13 protein-coding genes and 1 pseudogene are annotated in these 13170 nt (G+C 70.1%); 8 read left to right on the top strand and 6 right to left on the bottom strand.

The annotated features are described in order from the left end of the window. The first annotated feature begins 110 nt into the window (after positions 1–110). Entirely contained in the window at positions 111–1079 is a 969-nt protein-coding gene (locus ACWDA7_RS23600) for an ATP-dependent DNA ligase (protein WP_450606196.1), read from the top strand. Between the two features lie 48 nt (positions 1080–1127). On the opposite strand, the gene ACWDA7_RS23595 is transcribed toward ACWDA7_RS23600, so the two are convergent. From ACWDA7_RS23595 to ACWDA7_RS23585, 3 genes are all read right to left on the bottom strand, one after another. Then, positions 1128–1499, bottom strand: a complete 372-nt coding sequence (locus ACWDA7_RS23595; RefSeq protein ID WP_450606195.1) for a DUF6479 family protein — start codon at positions 1497–1499, stop codon at positions 1128–1130. A gap of 127 nt (positions 1500–1626) precedes the next feature. Then, on the bottom strand, positions 1627–2934 hold the full coding sequence (locus ACWDA7_RS23590; RefSeq protein WP_450606194.1) for an MFS transporter: 1308 nt from the start codon (positions 2932–2934) through the stop codon (positions 1627–1629). Positions 2935–3260: 326 nt separating this feature from the next. Continuing rightward, on the bottom strand, positions 3261–4004 hold the full coding sequence (locus ACWDA7_RS23585; RefSeq protein WP_450606235.1) for a cache domain-containing protein: 744 nt from the start codon (positions 4002–4004) through the stop codon (positions 3261–3263). Positions 4005–4511: 507 nt separating this feature from the next. Here ACWDA7_RS23585 and ACWDA7_RS23580 point away from each other — a divergent pair. Then, positions 4512–5711 (top strand): ABC transporter substrate-binding protein, encoded by a 1200-nt coding sequence (locus tag ACWDA7_RS23580; RefSeq protein WP_450606193.1) that lies wholly within the window; start codon positions 4512–4514, stop codon positions 5709–5711. Positions 5712–5729: 18 nt separating this feature from the next. On the opposite strand, the gene ACWDA7_RS23575 is transcribed toward ACWDA7_RS23580, so the two are convergent. Further along, complete coding sequence (locus ACWDA7_RS23575) at positions 5730–7208, bottom strand: FGGY-family carbohydrate kinase (RefSeq protein ID WP_450606192.1); 1479 nt, start codon at positions 7206–7208, stop codon at positions 5730–5732. Positions 7209–7476: 268 nt separating this feature from the next. Here ACWDA7_RS23575 and ACWDA7_RS23570 point away from each other — a divergent pair, with 268 nt between their 5' ends. After that, the gene (locus tag ACWDA7_RS23570; protein ID WP_450606191.1) at positions 7477–8148 is read left to right on the top strand and encodes an AIM24 family protein; all 672 of its coding nucleotides are present in this window, start codon (positions 7477–7479) and stop codon (positions 8146–8148) included. 47 nt (positions 8149–8195) lie between these two features. Here ACWDA7_RS23570 and ACWDA7_RS23565 read toward each other — a convergent pair. Next, positions 8196–8480 (bottom strand): annotated as a pseudogene (locus ACWDA7_RS23565) (M4 family metallopeptidase); the annotation flags it as partial. A 5-nt stretch (positions 8481–8485) separates the two neighbouring features. Beyond that, the gene (locus tag ACWDA7_RS23560; protein WP_450606190.1) at positions 8486–8665 is read right to left on the bottom strand and encodes a hypothetical protein; all 180 of its coding nucleotides are present in this window, start codon (positions 8663–8665) and stop codon (positions 8486–8488) included. A gap of 250 nt (positions 8666–8915) precedes the next feature. Here ACWDA7_RS23560 and ACWDA7_RS23555 point away from each other — a divergent pair, with 250 nt between their 5' ends. The 5 genes from ACWDA7_RS23555 (at position 8916) to ACWDA7_RS23535 (ending at position 12910) form a co-directional block, all read left to right on the top strand. Then, complete coding sequence (locus tag ACWDA7_RS23555; RefSeq protein WP_450606189.1) at positions 8916–9626, top strand: VanZ family protein; 711 nt, start codon at positions 8916–8918, stop codon at positions 9624–9626. A 68-nt stretch (positions 9627–9694) separates the two neighbouring features. Continuing rightward, entirely contained in the window at positions 9695–10390 is a 696-nt protein-coding gene (locus ACWDA7_RS23550) for a response regulator transcription factor (protein ID WP_360999342.1), read from the top strand. Then, entirely contained in the window at positions 10383–11462 is a 1080-nt protein-coding gene (locus ACWDA7_RS23545) for a sensor histidine kinase (protein ID WP_450606188.1), read from the top strand. Before ACWDA7_RS23550 ends, ACWDA7_RS23545 begins: the two co-directional genes overlap by 8 nt. Positions 11463–11939: 477 nt before the next feature. Next, the gene (locus tag ACWDA7_RS23540; protein ID WP_450606187.1) at positions 11940–12113 is read left to right on the top strand and encodes a hypothetical protein; all 174 of its coding nucleotides are present in this window, start codon (positions 11940–11942) and stop codon (positions 12111–12113) included. A 170-nt stretch (positions 12114–12283) separates the two neighbouring features. Beyond that, a complete protein-coding gene (locus tag ACWDA7_RS23535; RefSeq protein ID WP_450606186.1) occupies positions 12284–12910 on the top strand; it encodes an alpha-ketoglutarate-dependent dioxygenase AlkB in 627 nt (208 codons plus the stop codon). The last annotated feature ends 260 nt before the right edge of the window (positions 12911–13170 follow it).

Below are 13170 nucleotides of genomic sequence, written 5' to 3'. Positions count from 1 at the left end.
CGTCGGGGCCCCTGACGGGCACCGGCCGCTGGTGGGAGCACGGGCGCCGTTCAGGGGAAATCGACCGGCCGGGACGCGTGAGTGCGTGCGGCTCCGTCCACAACTGACCCGTGAGACTGCCGCTGATCGCGCCGATGCTCGCCACCCCCGGCACCCTGCCGCCCGCCCAGCAGGACGCGGAGTGGGCGTACGAGACCAAACAGGACGGCCAGCGGGCGGTGGTCTATCTCCCCGGCGACGGCAGCGTGGAACTGCGCGCCCGGTCGGACGAGATCATCACCGGCGCCTACCCTGAACTGCGTCCACTGGGCGAGGCCCTCGGGACCACACCCGCCGTACTGGACGGGGAGGTGGTGGCGCTGGACGAGCAGGGGCGCTGCGACTTCCAGCGGCTGCAGTCCCGGATGGGGCTCGCCCACTCCCCCGCGCTCGCGGCGCGCCGTGCCGCTCGGACGCCCGTGCACCTCGTGCTGTTCGACGTGATGTTCCTGCGGCACGACCTCACCACGCTGCCGTACGCCCGCCGGCGTTCCGAGTTGGAGGCGCTCGCCCTGACCGGGCCGCACTGGTCGACGCCGGGCGCCCTCGTCGGACACGGCGCGCAAGCCATGGCGGCGATCCGGGACAACGGCCTGGAGGGGCTGGTGTGCAAGAGACTCGACTCGGTCTATGAGCGGGGGCTGCGCTCCCGCTCCTGGATCAAGATCCGGAATGTCGAGGCCGTGGATGTGATCGTGGGCGGCTGGCTGCCCGGGCAGGGGAGACTGTCGGGGCTGCCCGGGGCGCTCCTGGTGGGTCAGCGGGACGCGACGGGCCTGCTGCGCTATGTGGGCCGGGTGGGCACGGGGTGGACGGAGGCCGACCGGGCCGAACTCGCCCGGCTGCTGAGGATCGTGGAAGCGCGTGTGTGCCCTTTCGACCGCGACCCCCGGGTGCCGGGGGTCCGCTGGGTCCTGCCGAGGCTGGTCGGCGAAGTGCGCTACAGCACGCGTACGCGGGCGGGTCTGCTCAGACAGCCGTCATGGCTGCGTCTGCGCCCGGGCCTCGCCCCTGAGGACTCGGCAGCGGATCTGCCGTGAGGGGCTCGGGCCCGGACGCAGACGTCCGTTCACTCGGCGGCCGGCGGTTCACACGTGGCCGGGGCCGCCGCTGCCGAAGGCGCCGCTGGAGCCGGGGAGCCAGCGCTTGCGATGCTGGTCGTCGCAGCGTTTGGACGCCGCGTGGTGGAGCTGGTACGGCATGAGCCGTTCGCTCTCCTGAGTGGCGTGCGGCATCTCTTCGGGCTCCCGCACTTCCCTTTCCTCGTGAACCGCTCCGCCGTCGGGCAGATGGGGCTGCTCCTCCAGCGTCGGCGGTGCCGGTTCCCGGTCTCGTACCCGCATACCCAGCTGTACGGCCCAGATCAGCGCCCCCGCGACCACCATGCCACCGATAAAGGCGTAGAACACGTTGAGTTGTTCCTGCGATACAGCCAGTATCATATAGCTCGCCGTATTCATGCCATGACCATACCCCCGTTGAATTGGAATGGCTCCCCGGAGAATTCCACAAAGAATCGGGATTGCCTCGGGACCGGTAATCGGGCGCAGGTGGGCGCATGTTCCGGGGAGCCGTGGGGTGCGGTGGTCAGATCCGGTACTCGCGCAGGGCCGGGGTGACCATGGCCAGGACCAGGGTGGCCGCGATGACCAGGAGTCCACCGCCCGCGATCGCCGTGCGTGTGCCGAGGGCCGAGCCGGCCGTGCCGTGCAGCACGTCCGCGAGGCGCGGACCGCCCGCGACCACCACCGTGAAGACGCCCTGCATCCTGCCGCGCATCTCGTCGGTCGCGGCGGACAGCAGGATCGCGCCGCGGAAGACCATGGACACCATGTCGGCGACGCCCGCGGCCGCCAGGAAGGCCACCGCCACCCACAGGCTGGTGGTCAGTCCGAGACCGGTGATGGCCGCGCCCCAGGCGATGACCGCCGCGATCACCATCAGGCCGTGGCGCCGGGCGCGCGAGAACGTCCCGGACAGCAGCCCGCCGAGCACCGCGCCGATCGGGATCGCCGCGAAGAGCAGCCCGAGCGCGAGCCCTTCCCCGTAGGACGCGTAGGTCTGGGCGGCGAGTTGCGGGAAGAGCGCGCGGGGCATGCCGAACACCATGGCGATGATGTCGGCGACGAAGGACAGCAGCAGGACCTTGTGCAGCGCGATGTAGCGGAAGCCCTCGGCTATCGCCTGCCAGCCCGCCCGGCCCACTGCCGCCGCCGTCGGCGGCAGGGCGGGGAGCCGGAAGACCGCCCATACCGTCACACACAGGGCCAGGGCGTCGATCAGATAGAGCGCGGACAGGCCGATGACGGGGATGAGGGTGCCGGCGAGGAGGGGGCCCGCCACCAGGCCGGTCTGCATGACGGTGGAGCCGAGCGCGTTCGCCGCGGGAAGTTCCTCCGGCGGTACCAGGCGGGCGATGGAGGCACTTCGGGCCGGGGAGTTCAGGCCGAAGAAGGCCTGCTGGAGGGAGAGCAGCACGATCAGGACGAGGACCGAGTCGAGGCCGACGAGGGCCTGGACCCAGAAGAGCACGGACGTCACGGCCAGGCCTGCGTTGGTGAGCAGCAGCAGCTTGCGGCGGTCCATCCGGTCGGCGATCGCACCGCCCCACAGGGCGAAGACGGCGAGCGGGAGAAGGCCGGCGAGGCTCGCGTAGCCGACCCAGGCGGAGGAGTCCGTGATGTCGTAGATCTGCTTGGGTACGGCGACCGCGGTGAGCTGGCTGCCTACCGCGGTGACGATCGTCGAGGACCATAGGCGGCGGAAGGCGGGGCGGCGCAGCGGCCGGGTGTCCATCGCCCAGCGGCGCCAGCCCGCTCTGCCGGATCGGTCTCCGTCCGGAGCCTCGCTCTCCGATGCCGTTCCGCTGCCGGTCGTACTCTCACTCGTGTCCACGGACTTCCTGACTGTCTCGTAGCTGCCTGGTACACCTTTCGATTCAGGGTTCACTATCACCGATCAGCCCGGGGTCCTGGAAGCCGGGCTGCCCCGCGGACCCGGGCGCCGATGATCGATGTGCCGGGGTCGGTGCCGCCCTCGGCCGGTCGGTGTGCGGTCCTTCTTCTGCCGCGCCTGCTCGAGCCGGCGGAATTCCGGCAGGCGGTGTGAGTATGTCGACAACGCGGGCAGCGGCGCGCCGGGGCATTCACCCGGGGAAATTCCATGACCGACTCACAAGACCCGTGGACGCGGTGCGGCGCGATGCGCCGGGAACGCCCCGGTCAGTCCTCCGCCACGACGAGGACCAGCGGGATGTCGTCGCAGGGGACCAACCGCAGCCCGGCGTGGCGGCCCGGCCGCGCCCCGGCGAGCAGCGCGCCGAAGTCCGGGCCCTTGGTGAGTGAACCCGCCAGATGGGCGGGGTCGGCCGAGGCGGCCACCCGGCCGCGGGCGTTGACCAGGTGGGCCGGTCTGGGCAGCCCCTGGAGCAGCGGCATGACGGCCGCCTCGAAGTGGCGCAGATACACGTCCGCCGCGGCGACCCCGGCGAACCGGCCCTCGACGTGCACCGGCGCCGACAAGGTGAGGCTGTACTCGTCGGAGCAGAGGTAGTCCACGTAGGGTCCGGCGACCGCGCGACGGCCCGTGTCGCGGGGCAGTGCGAACCAGTCCCAGTGCGTGTAGTCGGAGTACGCGGACTGCCGAGGATCGAGGTCGAGCAGCAGCGGCCGTACGGCGCCGTCGGAACCGGTCTGCCACCACTCCAGCCAGGCCGGCACATCGGCGAGCAGCCCCGGAGCCACGACGAACCCGACACCGGAGACGAGCTCCTGCCGGGCCAGGTGGAGATGGAGTCCGGGGCGCAGCGCCGCGAGGTCGGCGCTCATAGGGCGGCGGCCCGGGGCGGAGACCCGGGTCAGTAGCGCCGTGGTGACCTCCCGGGTGTCGGCGACGGTGTCGAAGACGGCCTCCAGGGTCCGGCGCACCCGGGCCGCCACACCCGCCTCCGTGGCCGGGTCGAACATCGCCGTCGCCGCCGCGGCAAGGCGGCCGCCGTCTCTCACGGCTGCACCCGCGGCGGCCGGCAGGGGATACGGGAGGAGACAGGGCGACGATCCGGGCTGCTGCGGGGAGTGGGACATGGCGGCGACGCTATACGTCCGGTTCACTTCACCGCATCTTGACTCTCCGTCAACTGTCCTTCCACAGAACGAAGTTGATCCTTCTGTCGGCTGTTCGTAGGGTGATGGCCACATCGTCCGCCCGAAGTCCCCACCCTGTCCCCTCGGGCGGACCCCCGGGTGAGCCGTGGCCCACCCGCCGACCTGGAGCGTTGCCCGAGCGCGCCGCCGAGATCCAAGGCGTCCGGAGGGCTCCGGTCAACACGCCGTCCCGACGCCGGGTGCCGTTCGCGGCCGTACGTCGCGCCCTGCACCCGCGCCGCATCCTGCACGTCCCGCACAACCGCCGTCACCCGCCGTCACAACTTCACCCCCTTTTCCTCCCACTTCCCCACACCGCGGAGATTCCCTATGCGCCCGAACAGATCCCTCAAAACGGCGGCCGTCGGCTGTGCTCTGCTGCTCGTCAACGCCTGCGGGATGTTCGCCGACTCGAGCGCGCCCTCCTCGTCGGGCTTCAATCCGCCGGATCTGAAGGCCCAGTCGAAGCTCGGCCGTACCGAGGGGCAGTTGAACCTGATCTCCTGGGCGGGATACGTGGAGGACGGATCCTCGGACCCGAAGGCCGACTGGGTCACCCCCTTCGAGAAGCAGACGGGGTGCCAGGTCCACAACAAGGTGGCCGCCAGCTCGGACGAGATGGTCAAACTGATGAAGACCGGCGCCTACGACTCGGTCTCGGCCTCGGGTGACGCCTCCCTCAGGCTGATCGCGTCCGGCCAGGCGGCGCCGGTGAACACGGATCTGGTGCCCAACTACGAGGACGTCTTCTTCGGGCTGAAGAACCAGAGCTGGAACTCCGTCGACGGCACCGCCTACGGCATTCCGCACGGCCGTGGCGCGAACCTGCTGATGTACAACACGAAGGAGGTCTCGCCCGCGCCCATCTCGTGGTCCGCTGTCTTCGACAACGCCTCCCGGTACAAGGGCCATGTCACGGCCTACGACTCCCCCATCTACATCGCCGACGCGGCGCTGTATCTGCGGGAGACCAAGCCGGGGCTGGACATCGAGAATCCCTATGCGCTCGACCAGGACCAGTTCGACGCGGCCGTCGCCGTGCTGAAGAAGCAGCGGGCCGATGTCGGCGAGTATTGGAGCGACTACCTCAAGGAGATCTCCTCCTTCAAGAGCGGCGACTCGGTGATCGGCACCACCTGGCAGGTCATCGCGAACCTCGCCCAGAGCGAGGGCGCCAAGGTGCAGGCGGTCCTGCCGCAGGAAGGCGCCACCGGCTGGTCCGACACCTGGATGCTCTCAGCCAAGGCCAAGCATCCCAACTGCGCCTACAAATGGATGAACTGGATCATCTCGCCGAAGGTCAACGCCGAGGTCGCCGAGTACTACGGCGAGGCGCCCGCCAACATCAAGTCCTGCGACGTGACCAGCGACCCCGCGTTCTGCGACACCTTCCACGCCACCGACGAGAACTACTGGAAGGACATCGCGTTCTGGACGACGCCCATCGAGCAGTGCCTCGACGGCCGTAAGGACGTCAAATGCGTGCCCTATGCCAAGTGGGTGCAGGCCTGGACCGAGATCAAGGGCTGACCGCAGTGTCCCGCGCCCTCACCCGGTCGGGGCGTCCGCGGTGGCGCGCTGGTGGCGGGAGAGGGCGTGGGCGATATCGCGGGTCGCCGGGTACAGCCTCAGATACAGGTCGTACAGGTCGTCGTAGCGGGGCTGCCTGCCGGTGTCGGGCCTGACGCGCTCGCGCACCGGGTTCCAGCTGTCGATGTCCGTGTCGCCGAGGGCGCTCGCGGCCAGGAACGCGGCGCCGTAGCTCGCGCCGAGGGTCACGGTCCTGATCTCCTGTTCCAGCCCGCTGACGTCGGAGACGATACGGGTCCACAGCCCGCCCCGGGTGCCTCCGCCGACGGCGACGACCCGGCGGATGTCGGCGCCGGCCGCACGCATCGCGTCGACGTTGTGGCGTACGCCGTAGGCGGTGGCCTCCAGGGCCGCGCGGTAGAGGTCGCCGCGGGTGTGCTCCACGGTCAGTCCGGCGATCACTCCGCGCGCGTCGGGGTCCGCCACCGGGGTCCGCTCTCCCGCGAAGTAGGGCAGCATCAGCAGGCCCTTCGCACCGGGGCCGGACGCCTCGGCCTCCGCGAGGAGCGCGTCATGGCCGGGGGCACCGAGCAGGTCCCGCAGCCAGTCGGTGATCACCCCGGAGGTCGCCATGCCGCCCGCGAGACTGCGCGTCCCCGGCAACGCGCCGACCGTGCTCCACAGTTGGGGCACCAGAAGGCGTTCCGACACCGTATTGATCAGGAACATGGTGCTGCCGTACATGAGCATCAGGTCGCCGGTGCGTTGGGCGCCCACGCTGAGCGCCTCCGCCCAGGCGTCGATGGTGCCCGTGACGACCGGGACGCCAGCGGGCAGCCCGGTGCGGGCGGCCGCCTCGGCGGTGACGTGGCCGGCGACCTCCCCGGGCCAGCGCAGCGGCGGCAGTTCGATGTCCGGTGCGATCCGCCGGGCCCAGGGGCGGTACCACTCCAGGGCGAGGGAGTCGTACAGCGGCACGGACTGGCTGGCCGAGTGGTGGTCGAGCACGTACGCTCCGGTGAGCCGCCGCACCAGATAGGAGCTCGGCATATAGAGCCGCCGGGCGCGGGCGGCGACGTCGGGGCAGTGCTCGGCCAGCCAGAGGATCTTGGGTCCGACCGCCTGGGTGGACAGCAGTGAGCCGCACCGCCCGAGGACGGCGTCGCGGCCCAGCTCCGCGTCGAGCCGGGCGATCTGGGCGGTGGCACGGGTGTCCACGCCGTAGAGGACGGCCGGATGCAGCGGTGTGTCGGCCTCGTCGGCCAGGGCGACGCACGGGCCCATACCGCTGACGCCGACCGCGTCGACGGTGGTGATCAGCTCTCGGGCCAGCGAGACGAATTCGTCCCACCAGACCCGCGCGTCCATCTCGACATGGCCGGGCCTCGGACGGCCGACCGCGTGCGGGCGCACCGCGGTGCCGAGCACCGCCCCGTCCGCGCCGGCCAGCACTCCCTTGCTGCTGGAGGTACCGATGTCGACACCGAGCACCGTCATGCGTTCCCGTCCTCCGCCTAGAGACTCCCGGGACATCGTTCCCCTCTTCGGGGTGGAACACCGGTCCGGACACCACTCGGAGTCCCGGAGCCTCCCCCGGCGCCGCCGTGGCGGCCGACCACCGGGTGAGGAAGGGCCGGCACCGGGCGCGGAGGCCGCCGTGGGCCGCGGCGAGGTGCCGGACGGCACCCGGGCCGGGGCGAGTTGTTGCTGTACCGGGACATCGGTGATCTTGGCGGAGGGAGATCCTCCGGGCCAGGATGCGCCCATGAAGGGTGATCTCTTTTCCAGTGACCATATGGTGCAGCCGGCCGTCGCGCCCGGCATGTCCGTGCAGAACGCCAAGGCCATCCGGTACGTCGTGAGCGGCGAGATGCTCGCCCGGCAGGGGGCGATGGTCGCCTACCGCGGGAACCTGCAGTTCGAACGCAAGGGCCAGGGCGTGGGCGGCATGCTGAAGCGGGCGGTCACCGGCGAGGGACTGCCGCTGATGTCGGTGCGCGGCGAGGGCGAGGCATGGTTCGCGCACGAGGCGCAGAACTGCTTCATCGTGGACATCGAGCCGGGCGACGAGTTCACCGTCAACGGACGCAATGTGCTGTGCTTCGACGCGACCCTGTCGTACCGCATCCAGACGGTGAAGGGCGCGGGCATCACCGGCGGCGGTCTGTTCAACAGTGTGTTCACCGGACACGGCAGGCTGGGACTGATCTGCGACGGCAATCCGCTCGTCATACCCGTCGCGCCGCAGCAGCCGGTGTACGTCGACACCGACGCGGTCGTGGGCTGGACGGCGCGGCTGCACACGTCGCTGCACCGGTCGCAGTCCATCGGGTCGATGCTGCGCGGCGGTTCGGGCGAGGCGGTCCAGCTGAAGCTGGAGGGCGAGGGTTTCGTGGTCGTCCGGCCCAGCGAGGTGACCCCGCAGAAGGACCACTGACGGCCGGGGCCCCGCCGGTTTCGACGGGGCCCTTCGCCGGCGGGCCGTCAGCGGCCGGAGGCCGGGGCGTCGGCGGGCGTCACATTGACGGCCGCCCACGCCTTGTCGACCGTCCGGTACTCGACGCTGCCCGTGCCGTACATGTCGGCGGCGGCCTTCAGCGTCGCGTCCCGCGCGTCGTGGAAGTCCGTCGTGGACACCATGTACCGGGTGAGCGCCCGGTAGAAGACGGCCAGGGCCTTGGCCCGTCCGATACCGGTCACCTGTGAGCCGTCGTAGGTCGGCGAGTCGTATGTGACGCCGCCGATCGTCTTCCTGCCGCTGCCCTCGGCCGTCGTCAGAGTGTCCCCCGCGTGACACCGGTGGCGGAGGAGTGGGTGAAGGCGGCGGCCCTGGCCGCGGCGGCCGGAGAGAAACCGGGTGCCGCGGTGCCGGCGAGCGCCGGCACGGCCGGCAGTGTGGCCGCCGTCGTCACGGTGCCGGCGACGGCCAGGCTGCGTATGTGGGGTCTACGCACGGATTTCCTTCGAACAGGGGCGGCCAGGTGGTCCAACCGCCCGCAGAGACGGCGCCGTTGGGCGCCGCGGGGCTGGTCGGGCCCGGTCCGCAACCTTTACGTGCCTGTCATGCCCATGTAAAGCGAAAGCGCGGCGGGACCATCTCACTGCCGGTTTGCGCCAGTTCCTTGATCCCGGGGATTGCGCATATCGCGGGCATATCGAAAATCGCATACGCCACCGCAACGGCGCTTCGTCTGCGATGGGGGCATGAACCAGAACGCATCCCTGTCGGCACCGCCCCGCCGCACGCGCAGGATCGTGCTCCTCAGCCTGGCGATCCTCGCTATGGCGGGCGCCGTGTTCGTGGTGCGGCGGCCACTCATGATGTCCGCTCCGATGTGCATGGCCGGGCGGTGGCACGGCTGCTTCGACACCTTCAACGGTGTGGTGCTCATGACGTTGGTCGCGTTGCCGTTGTCCGCGCTGGTGGTGGGGGCTCTGGCGCGCCGTCGGCGTGCCGTCGGCGTCACATCGGTGTGGGCGTGGCGCAAGTCGCTGGCCGAGGTGGGCATGGTCCACGGGACGGTGCCGTTCGTGTGGTTGACCATGATGCCGGGCGGCGGGGCCGGCGTCGTCCCCGAGCGGGTGAGCCTGGTACCACTGATGGACCTGATCACGATGGGGCCGCTCGGGATCGTCGGCAACCTGCTGGTCTTCGCGTCGCTGGGGTTCTTCGCCCCGATGCGGTGCGCGGCGCTGGCGTCCCTGCCGCGGATCCTGGCGGTCGGGGCGGGCTGCTCGGTCCTGGTCGAAACCGCACAGTACGTCCTGCGACTGGACCGGGTGTCCTCCGTGGACGATGTACTGGTCAACGCCGCCGGCGCCGTGCTGGCCGCGCTGGCGTCGCGCCGCTGGTGGCGCACTGCGGCGGAAGCGCCGTCGGACCAGCCTCGGCCCGCGCCCGCACCGGCAGGCTGAGTCGCGTGTCCGGTGTGCACACGTCCTTGCATACGTCGGCGATATGGTGCGCTGCTTAGGCTTCGGACATGCGCGTACTGATCGTGGAGGACGAGCCCTACCTCGCCGAAGCCGTCCGTGACGGTCTGCGTCTGGAGGCGATCGCCGCCGACATCGCCGGCGACGGCGACTCCGCCCTGGAACTGCTCAGCGTCAACTCCTACGACCTCGCGGTCCTCGACCGCGACATCCCCGGCCCCTCCGGCGACGAGGTCGCCCGGCGCATCGTCGCCTCCGGCAGCGGCATCCCGATTCTCATGCTCACCGCCGCCGACCGGATCGACGACAAGGCTTCCGGGTTCGCACTCGGCGCCGACGACTACCTCACCAAACCGTTCGAGCTGCGGGAGCTCGTCCTGCGGCTGAGGGCGCTCGACCGCAGACGCGCATACGCCCGGCCCCCGGTCCGCGAGATCGCGGGCCTGCGGCTCGACCCCTTCCGCCGGGAGGTCTTCCGCGACGGACGCCACGTCGCGCTCACCCGCAAACAGTTCGCCGTGCTCGAAGTCCTCGTCGCCGCCGAAGGCGGGGTCATCAGCGCCGAAGAGCTGCTGAGGCGAGCCTGGGACGAGAACGCCGACCCCTTCACCAACGCCGTCCGCATCACCGTCTCCGCACTGCGCAAACGACTCGGCGAACCATGGATCATCGCCACGGTGCCGGGAGTCGGCTACCGCATCGACACCGGCCCCGACACCACCCGCCCCGGCCGTACGCATGCATAGACGCCCAGGGCTCAGCGCCCGACTGAAACTCACCCTCAGCTACGCCGGGTTCCTCGCCGTCGCCAGCGCCCTCCTGCTGGCCGTGGTGTGGATGTTCCTGCTGCGCTACGTACCCGATAACAGCCGGGGCCTGCTCGGGATCTCGCCCAACCGCTACCTCCTTGTGCACACCTTCGCCCCCGCCGCGGCCGTGGCGATGCTCTTCCTGCTCGTGTTCGGCCTCGTCGGGGGATGGATCCTCGCCGGCCGGATGCTCGCACCGCTCACGCAGATCAGGGATGCGGCACGGATGGCCGGGAACGGATCGCTGTCCCACCGGATCCGCATGAAGGGCCGCCAGGACGAATTCCGCGAACTCTCCGACGCGTTCGACTCGATGCTCGAACAACTCGAATCCCACGTGGCCGAGCAGCAGAGGTTCGCCGCGAACGCCTCCCACGAACTGCGCACCCCGCTGGCCATCTCGCAGACGCTCCTCGATGTCGCCCGCAAGGACCCCACGCGCGACCGGGGCGAACTCATCGAACGCCTGCAGGCTGTCAATACGCGCGCGATCGACCTCACCGAGGCACTCCTGCTGCTCAGCCGCAGCGACCGCGGGACCTTCGTGCGGGAGAGCGTCGACCTCTCCCTCGTCGCCGAAGAGGCCGCCGAAACCCTGCTCCACCTCGCCGAACAGCGCGGGATCACGCTCGACGTCACCGGCGGAGCGACACGGACCAGCGGCTCCGCGGAGCTCCTGCTGCGCATGGTGACGAACCTCGTCCAGAACGCCGTCGTCCACAACCTCCCCGCCGGCGGCACCGTGACGGTCCACACCGAGGCGCACGGCGACACGAGCGTGCTACGGGTCGCGAACACGGGCCGTCGGCTCCCACCGGAACTGGTACCGACTCTCATCGAACCCTTCCAGCGCGGGACGGAACGCGTACGCACCGACGAGCACGCGGGCGTCGGCCTTGGTCTGGCCATCGTGCACAGCATCGTCCGCGCCCACGACGGGACCCTCGACCTCGTCCCCCGCCCCGCCGGCGGTCTCCTCGTGACGATCCGGCTTCCCGGCACGCCCTAGGCACCGTCCCCGAGCGTGGCCCACTGGATCGACGACTGGAAGTTCGGTGCGGGCGAGGGTGACCCGTGGCAGCGATTGGTGGGAGTCATCTCCGAATGAGGTACTGATCGAGGGTGGCCAGGATGTCGCCGACGGGGCCGAAGCTGATCACGGCGGTTGTTCCACCCGCACAGGACAGCGGCCTCAGGAGTTGGGGTGCCCGATGGCTTTCAGTTGCCAGCCGCCAGCACTGCACCCGCCATGCAGGGGCGCGAACCGGTGGCCTTCCACGTCGATGCTGTACTCGTAGCCGAAAAAGACCAGGCCAAACTCCCGGAGTACTGTGGGATACGCGGCGTTCTCTGCCGGCTGCAAGGAGCGAGGCATGATCCATTCAGCCGATATCCGTGAGTGGCGCAGCTGCGACGTGATCGAGCCCCAGACCTACAAGATCGGCGCCGTTGAAGCGGTCTACCTGTAGGAAGGAAGTGGCTATCCATGTTGGCGCTCTTCCTGTTGCTGATTCTCGCGGCGGTCGCCTTGGGATTCGTCGGCGTACTGATGAAGGGACTGTTCTACCTCCTGATCATCGGCGCGGTGGTGTTCGTGGCCAACCTCCTGCTGATGGGCACACACTGGTCCCGGCGATGGCACCACCAGCACATCCGGTGATCGCCACGGCCGGGCCGTCGGCCTGCGTCGACCAGGTTGCCAGCCAGTGACCGCTTCAAGTGATCTTCTCGCCAACTAGCGTGAACGGTCACATCTACAACGCCCGGACCTCAAGAGGGGCCCCAAGGTAAACAGAACAGATTTTCGAATCAGGGAGTACGCTGCCTTCTATGGCCACGCATCTCCAGGGCTCCCTGTTCGACCAGACCGAGGACATCCGGCTCGGGCCGCTGGACGGGGCGCGGCGGACCACGCTCGGAGCCGGTGCGTGGATCGATCTGCTTCCGGGCTGGCTCGGCGGTGCGGACGCACTGTTCGAGGAACTGGTCTCCACCGTGCCCTGGCACGCCGAGCAGCGCCACATGTACGAGCAGATGGTGGACGTGCCGCGGCTGCTCTCTTACTACCGCGCGGGTGAGCCACTGCCGCATCCCGTCCTCGAAGAGGCGCGCACCGGCCTCTCCGCGCACTACGCGGCCGAGCTTGGGGAACCCTTCGTCACGGCCGGGCTCTGCTACTACCGCGACGGACGCGACAGCGTGGCCTGGCACGGTGACCGGATCGGGCGCGGCGCGCGCGAGGACACCATGGTCGCCATCCTGTCCGTGGGCGCGCCCCGCGATCTGGCGCTGAGGCCGCGCGGCGGCGGCGAGACGATCAGGCGACCGCTCGGGCACGGCGATCTGATCGTGATGGGTGGCTCCTGCCAGCGGACGTGGGAGCACGCAATCCCGAAGAGCACCCGGGCTACGGGCCCCCGGATCAGCATCCAGTTCCGCCCGCAGGGCGTGAGCTGAACCGGGTCAGGGGGTGGGGAACCCGTCGTTTTCGGATGTGCAGGAGCGTGTGTGGGCGTGCGGGAGCATGTTCTGGCTCGTGGTGTTGTAGCGCGCACACGTCGTATGGCGGGCACTAAATGTCAGTGCCCGCCCGTACCGTTCTTCACGACCGGCTGGGTGCCGAGCAGGCCGACCGCGCGGTGGGCCGCGTCCGGGTGGTGCGCGGCGGGAAGCGGCTCGCGCGCAACCGGCACCACCTGCACGCCGCCCAGCTCACG

This window comes from Streptomyces sp. NPDC001156 (assembly GCF_053598275.1).
Note: the sequence above shows the minus strand (reverse complement) of the source record. Positions and strands in the feature narration are given on the sequence as shown.